Source organism: Dyadobacter sp., from assembly GCF_051859145.1.
Lineage (GTDB): Bacteria > Bacteroidota > Bacteroidia > Cytophagales > Spirosomataceae > Dyadobacter.
Genome location: NZ_JBHYGF010000316.1, coordinates 1 through 5,054 on the forward strand (window position 1 = coordinate 1; position 5,054 = coordinate 5,054).

At 44.1% G+C, this 5,054-nt stretch carries 6 protein-coding genes; 2 read left to right on the top strand and 4 right to left on the bottom strand.

Annotated elements, in window-relative coordinates; genetic code table 11:
• Positions 1-359, bottom strand: a 359-nt coding sequence (locus ACTIE6_RS17260; protein WP_439557829.1) for a YsnF/AvaK domain-containing protein, incomplete at its 3' end; no start/stop codon positions are given.
• 191 nt (positions 360-550) lie between these two features.
• Between ACTIE6_RS17260 and ACTIE6_RS17265 the strand changes: the two genes are divergently transcribed.
• Positions 551-2,029, top strand: a complete 1,479-nt coding sequence (locus tag ACTIE6_RS17265) for a porin family protein (RefSeq protein WP_138284232.1) — start codon at positions 551-553, stop codon at positions 2,027-2,029.
• An 87-nt stretch (positions 2,030-2,116) separates the two neighbouring features.
• Here ACTIE6_RS17265 and ACTIE6_RS17270 read toward each other — a convergent pair whose 3' ends face one another.
• Positions 2,117-3,469 carry a cation:proton antiporter gene (locus ACTIE6_RS17270; RefSeq protein WP_171036652.1) on the bottom strand — a complete coding sequence of 451 codons (1,353 nt, stop codon included), beginning with the start codon at positions 3,467-3,469 and terminating at the stop codon, positions 2,117-2,119.
• A 111-nt stretch (positions 3,470-3,580) separates the two neighbouring features.
• Between ACTIE6_RS17270 and ACTIE6_RS17275 the strand changes: the two genes are divergently transcribed.
• On the top strand, positions 3,581-3,724 hold the full coding sequence (locus tag ACTIE6_RS17275) for a YtxH domain-containing protein (protein WP_138284223.1): 144 nt from the start codon (positions 3,581-3,583) through the stop codon (positions 3,722-3,724).
• A 7-nt stretch (positions 3,725-3,731) separates the two neighbouring features.
• On the opposite strand, the gene ACTIE6_RS17280 is transcribed toward ACTIE6_RS17275, so the two are convergent.
• Both ACTIE6_RS17280 and ACTIE6_RS17285 read right to left on the bottom strand, forming a co-directional pair.
• Positions 3,732-4,616 (bottom strand): IS3 family transposase, encoded by an 885-nt coding sequence (locus ACTIE6_RS17280; protein WP_138284220.1) that lies wholly within the window; start codon positions 4,614-4,616, stop codon positions 3,732-3,734.
• Positions 4,617-4,621: 5 nt separating this feature from the next.
• Positions 4,622-4,933, bottom strand: a complete 312-nt coding sequence (locus ACTIE6_RS17285; RefSeq protein WP_026632161.1) for a transposase — start codon at positions 4,931-4,933, stop codon at positions 4,622-4,624.
• Positions 4,934-5,054 lie beyond the last annotated feature (121 nt).

Genomic DNA, 5,054 nt, shown 5'->3' on the forward strand with positions numbered 1-5,054 from the left:
GTTGTGGTTTGCGGGCAAATATGTATCTCTTCAACCAGCATCAGTCTCTTTTCTGTAACGAGTACCTCTTTGATTACAGCAATAATCGTAACGCCATTCTCATATCGGACTGGGGGTGCTGACTCGACATATTCGTTAATCTGCCTGCGTTCTATAATTACTTTTTGGCAGCTAAGTTCAATCTGTTCGCTTACCGGATCTTCATAATTTTTTTTAGAAACCAGCACCTTTCCCGTTTGTATGGTCTTTTTATCGACAATCAGTACCTCCCTGATCAATGGGATAGACAGGGGCTGGTGTGGTAAAAAGGGTTGAGCGTTAGGCAAATCAGGCTTTTCACTGTTATTTTCTGTGCTCATATCTATGTCATCTATCGGCCCGTGCCTTTCTCTCTAGGGCATCTGTTGGAAATCAAATGTGATCTGTTAAAATATTGTACCGGAAGCACTCTCGATTATTTACGTGTTAAACAACAGATCAGTGTTAAATCTGGGCGGCATGATTGTTTGACAGGACTACTGATGCATCATAACAATAAAAAAACCAGGAAATGAAAATTCAATCCATCTTTATACAGGCAGTTGCTCTTGCTATCTTGGCATTGCCCTTAGCTGCCCAACAGGTTTCAAAGGATTCCTTAGATGCGCTCAAGAATCAAAAGCAATCAATTGAATCAAGTGCAAAGTTAAACGAGCAAAAAATCGAGCTTGCCAAACTTGAAAACGAACTGATTGAAAAAACAGGCGCAGCAGAAAAAAAAGCAGTAGAAGCACAAAAGTTAGCAGATGAAAACCAGGCATTGGCCGGAAGGCTTAAAGACGACCCGCAGAATAAGAAACTTTCCAACCAGGCATCAAAATCTGCCCGTACCGCCGAAAGGGGAGCTAAATCCGCCCGTAAGGCTGCTGACCAGGCAGAAGAATTGAAAAAAGACATTGAGTCGTTAAAATCAAAAATCGCCGAAGAAGAGACCAAATCCGGCGACTTAGGCATGGCGGGTTCACAAGCCGCCTACCGGCAGGCGTCCGCCCAATCGCAGCCATCAGCATCCACCGAGCAAATCAACAGCTCTTCATCGCCAGTTCGTGTCACTGCGCCCCCAATACCATCCGCCGCAGCACAGGCGAGCGACCAATCTGCTTCCGCTGTGGCCCAAAAAGTAGTCGAATCAACTTATAGGAGCTATCCGCAGCAGCCAGGTCAGCCCACTATTATCATTAACAACATCATAAGCCCCGGCTATAATGGGGTAACCGCCCCTCCGGCAGCAAAGCCTGAAAATGAAAAATCGGAGCTGGCTGACAAAAAGGAATACGAGGATTTCAAGGCATGGAAAAGACAAAACCAGATGCAGTCAAATAACCGTATGGATGAAAAGCAAAGCGGCTTATCCAACAACAATTTGGATGAAGAACAGCAAACGATGGAAAGAAATGAATCACGCTCAGGTGAAAAAATGAGCTTTCGTCAGCGTTTTGGTGAAAAACCGGCTCGTAATTCAGGACTTTGGGTTATTCCTATGGTGGGTGTACATGCCTCTAACTTTAAAGCAGATCTTGGTGAAGGCAAGGCAGATGGCCGTACGGGCTGGAATGCGGGGCTCGATTTCCGGATTCATGCCAAAAGATTTTTCATTCAGCCCGGCGCGCACTATTTCAGCTCCTCAATGCGTATAACCAGTGAGGACAGCATATCCAATGCACCCCTTTTGTCAGGTCCAAGGATACATTCATTGAAAGTCCCTGTGTTGTTGGGCCTTTACCTGACCAAAGCCAATAAAGGCTTTTTCAAGATGAATGTTAAAGCAGGTGCTACCGGGACGTATGTTTTGGCCGTGGATAAAAATGAGCTTGAACAGTTTTCAAAAGATAATATCGAGGAGTATTCCTATGGCCTGAATGCAGGTTTAGGATTGGAGTTCGGGCTCATTACACTTGATTTCTCATATGAATGGGGCATGAGCCCGCTTTTTAAAGATAATAGCATAAAAAATAACGTGCTTCGCGCAACGATAGGCTTGAAGCTGTAAGATATACGGGCGTAGTCAAGGTTCACAAGAAATACATCCGAAAATGTGGCAGGGGTCGTTTCAAGTTGAAACGACCCCTCTTTTTATTCATTTAGGATTTTGAAAATATTTTTCCAGCCGCTTCATGACACCCGTTGCCGTAAGTCCATGCACTATTACAGAAAGGAGCGCAATCAAGGCAGTTACAGACCACAGCTCTTTTGCATGGGTAAAATTTGCCTCCTTTAAAGCAAATGCCAAATAATAGAACGAGCCTATCCCTCGAATGCCATAAAAGCTTATCCCAAGCTTTTCATTAAAATGCAGTGCTGTCCCACTTAGGGCAATCAGGCCCGATAGTGGCCTGATCAAAAACAGAAAACCGACAGCAAACAAAGCCATCTGCCAGCTTACTTCGTCCAATATGCCATGCACCAGGCTTCCTCCAAAAACCAATAGTACCACGGCTACCAAAATACGCTCTGTCTGATCCGAAAAGCTATGCATGTCCTTATGAAAATCGTGGTTGATCTCATAGTTACGGAATGTAACAGCTGCTACAAATACAGCAACAAAGCCATATCCATGCAGCAGCTCTACAATTCCAAATATGGAAAGTGCAGCTGCAACGGCTATAAAACCGTCATCAAGATTGATCCTGCGGCTCTTCTCGGACACATTCAGCACCAGGTAAGCCAGCAAACGGCCAAGAAGAAAACCGAAAATGACCCCGCTGGCAATTTTGTAGATTAAATCGACAAGTACCCACATTGTGAGCCCGGTGGTAATGTTTCCAGCGGAAGATGCTGCAAGCACTATCGCTAGCCAAGTAAAAGGGAACGCCATCCCATCATTCATCCCTGCCTCCGCAGTCAGTGAAAAACGCACATCGTCAGCAGCCCCTTCCTTCGGTGGCCCGACCTGTACATCTGCGGCAAGGACAGGGTCTGTGGGGGCAAGCACTGCACCCAGTAACAGTGCTGATGGCAAACTGAATCCCAAAAATCTCCACGCCAAAAAACCTACTGCTACAATACATAGGAGCATTGTTACGCTGATAAGGCGAAAGGGAATTGCCCAGTTTTTAAATGAAAATGGGCGGTCAATTTTAAGGCCAGTACCCATCAGCGAAACCACGACCACAAGCTCTGTCATATGGATGGTGTAATCCTGATAGAGAACCGGATCTGGCCGGGGGAGCTGTTTTATTAGGCTGTAAACCAGTACGCCTAGCAGCACATAAACTACCGAATCTGAAATGCCTGTCCTGGCAGTGAAGGATGGCATCCATGCCATGCCCAAAATCGCAATTCCGATGATTGTAATAATCAAAATATAAATGTCCATAAAAGCTTGTGTAGTAAAACTGTTCCTGATCCTGTGATCCCCTTTTTTGCGGGACATAATAGCCATTTGTACTACCACCATCAATCCCACATAGAAATAACTGCTTTCTGGCAAATCAAAGTCACATTTGAAAAACATCCAGGCATCACCTATCTGACTTTGGACATCAATAAAATCTTTGGCACGCTATTAGTCTATCATGATCTAAATTAACCAACAGACGATATGAAAACCAATTATGAAAATGTTGACTATGATAGTGATCATCATGAAAGCAGCACAGGTCTAGTTATAGGTATCCTGATCGGCGCAGCAGTCGGGGCATTCGCTGCAATCTTGTTTGCACCTAAATCAGGTAAAGTGTCTTGACCCCTTATTAGTTGGACACTTCTTCTGGAATGGTTGTGTCACAAACCATGGCTTGATCCCATTTTTGCTGGGGTGTCACGAAACCGATTGAACGATGGAGGCGACTTTCATTGTAATGTTTGATGAAACGCTGAATTGTATCTTTGGCCTCGTAATAGCTCGCAAATTGGTTACGCTCAATCACTTCACGTTCTAAAATACTGTGAAAGGCTTCGATGTAAGAGTTCTCCTCCGGCGTTGCAACATGCGTGAATTGTTGCTTTACATCCGAATTTTTCAAAAAATTCCGAACCTTGTGGGCAATGAATTGGCTCCCATTATCATTTCGTAATATTACTCCTTGCAACTGATAAAAATGGTTAACCCGGCGAAGCAAGTTTATTAAATCGAGCTGCCGAATGCTGCTCTGAAACATCCAATCAATAATTTTACGAGTGTAAACGTCCAAAATACACAGCAAATAATAATTGCGGCGTTCACCATGAACCCAAACATATTTTATATCCCAGCACAGGTATTCTAGAGGCTTACTAGCTTCAATACGACGAAATTGAACAAATTCACGCTTTCCACTAGGTCGAATCATTTTGTTCAATAAAAGGCCATTGGCAAGCATAAGTCGGTACACTTTCTTCTTATTGATCAGATATTCTTTTTTCAATTCATGCGTGGCATACTCATACCCAAACGCGTTAAATTCAGTATCAATAAGCTTTTTAATGTGAATTACGACATCTTCGTTAGGCACCAAAGCACCATCCAGCTTCATCGTTACCTGGCTGGCTTTCGCTCCTGGCTTGCCATTTCGAGCTCTATAATAAGATACACTACGGGGTAACTCTAACCACTTACACAGTTCTTTTCGTGTCGTAGATTGCTGGTATTGAGTCATAACGGCTATCTTTTCCTGGGTCCGATAGGAGTTTTTTTTAGCAGTTCACTTTTCACCTCCAGCTCGAGAGCTTGCTTGGCTACTATGCGCTTCAAGCGTTCGTTTTCCTCTTCTAAGATGCGTAGTTGCGGATCAACCCGTGGATATGAATCCCGAAGGCCATCCTTCCCGCTTGCCAAATACTTTTCCTTCCACCTCCTTAAAAGAGATGGTGACAGGCTATACTTTCTACTAACCTCGGAAGGCCCGCTCCGAAGAGATTCCTGTACGATCGAGTACCGGTCTTCGGCACTGAATGTTCGCCGTTGTTTACTCATGATTCCTAAATTAAATGGACTAAACTGTTTTTACAATTTTGTCCAACCATTTAGGGGGCTAAGACACGCTTCTGAGTAACGCCGGGTTTCATCTTCATCTCCGTCAAAAAGATCTTTGAAG